Source organism: Cetobacterium sp., assembly GCF_048470075.1.
In the GTDB taxonomy this organism is placed as follows: Bacteria; Fusobacteriota; Fusobacteriia; order Fusobacteriales; family Fusobacteriaceae; genus Cetobacterium_A.
Window position 1 is genome coordinate 1 of the sequence record NZ_DBGBQB010000353.1, and the last position, 1,525, is coordinate 1,525.

Annotated in this window: 1 protein-coding gene; it reads left to right on the forward strand. The window is 31.1% G+C overall.

Going from position 1 to position 1,525, the window contains the following annotated elements; genetic code table 11:
- Window positions 1-36 precede the first annotated feature (36 nt).
- A complete protein-coding gene (locus ACMOUI_RS12280) occupies window positions 37-1,374 on the forward strand; it encodes a DUF1576 domain-containing protein (RefSeq protein ID WP_418965982.1) in 1,338 nt (445 codons plus the stop codon).
- Window positions 1,375-1,525 lie beyond the last annotated feature (151 nt).

A 1,525-nucleotide genomic window follows, 5' to 3' on the forward strand; every position in this document is an offset into this window, starting at 1 on the left:
TTAAAATTTTGATAGAGAATTAAAAGGGGTGATAGATTGGATAATTTTAAAGGAAATAGAAGTAAAAAAATTTGGCTTTTAACAGAGATAGCGGCTGGAGTACTTTTTGCTATGTTTGTTTATTTTGTTTTAAGAGGAAAAGAAAATGTATTGAGTGGATTTATTAGAATCTTAACATCTCCAACTGTGTTGATAACTGATTTTTTAGTTATAGGTGGAATGGGAGCCACATTTTTAAATGCTTTCTTAATCTTCATATTTAACTATACTTTAATGAGACTTTTAGGTACACCACTAAATGGTATAGCTATAGCATCATTTTTTACAGTCTTCGGTTTTTCGTTCTTTGGAAAAAATATATTGAATATACTTCCTTTCTATGTGGGAGGAATACTTTACTCCAAATATGAGCATATAGACTTTAAAGATATTTTAGTAACAATATCTTTTACAAGTGCCCTTGCTCCATTTATTAGTGAGGTGGCATTTAACATCCATGTATTGAGTGAGTATGCATATATAAATGCCATTGTACTTGGAATTGTGATTGGATTTATAGTGACTCCTTTAGCTAAAAAAATGGCAGGATTTCATGAGGGATTCAATCTTTATAACTTAGGATTTACAGGTGGAATTCTAGGGGCGGTAATAGCCTCTGTTTTGAAACTATATCAATTTGTGGTTGTACCTCAAAGAATAATTTCCACTGAACATGATTTAGAGTTAAAGGTGATTGCAAGTGTAGTGTTTATATCATTAATATTTATAGGTTTTTACATAAATAATAAAAGTTTTTCAGGATATAAAACTTTACTTAAAGATACAGGACTAAAAAGTGACTTTGTTGTTAAATATGGTTATGGGCTTACCTTTATAAATATGGGAATAATGGGATTTGTAGCTATGCTATATCCAATTCTTTTGGGACAGACTTTAAATGGACCACTATTGGCTGGAATACTGACAATAGTTGGATTCTCAGCCTATGGAAAAACAGTATTGAATATAACTCCAATTTTACTTGGAGTATTTTTAGGAAAATTTGGAAGCGTAACAGATGGATTTACAATAGCTCTATCGGGGTTGTTTGGGACATCTTTAGCCCCAGTTGCAGGAGTATATGGCCCAATCTGGGGAGTGATAGCAGGAATGCTCCATATAGCGGTGGTACAAAGTATTGGAGTTATTCATGGAGGATTAAATCTTTATAACAATGGTTTTTCAGCTGGTATCATAGCTGGATTTTTACTGCCAATAATAAATACAACTAGAGAAAGTGTAAATAAAAGAAGAGCTAAATATTTACAGAGGCAGAAGGCATTACATGATTTAATCAGAAAAACTGAGGATAATTTATATGATAATTATAAATAAAAAAATAAATTAAAAAAAGTTATTGACTTAGTTTAAAATTTATGATACTATAATTTTTGTCAGCGGGAAACACCGCCGACAAGAATTGTAGAAAAGGACATTAACAACCGAATAGAGAAAATAGTCAGAAGTTATGAAAATAACAAATGCC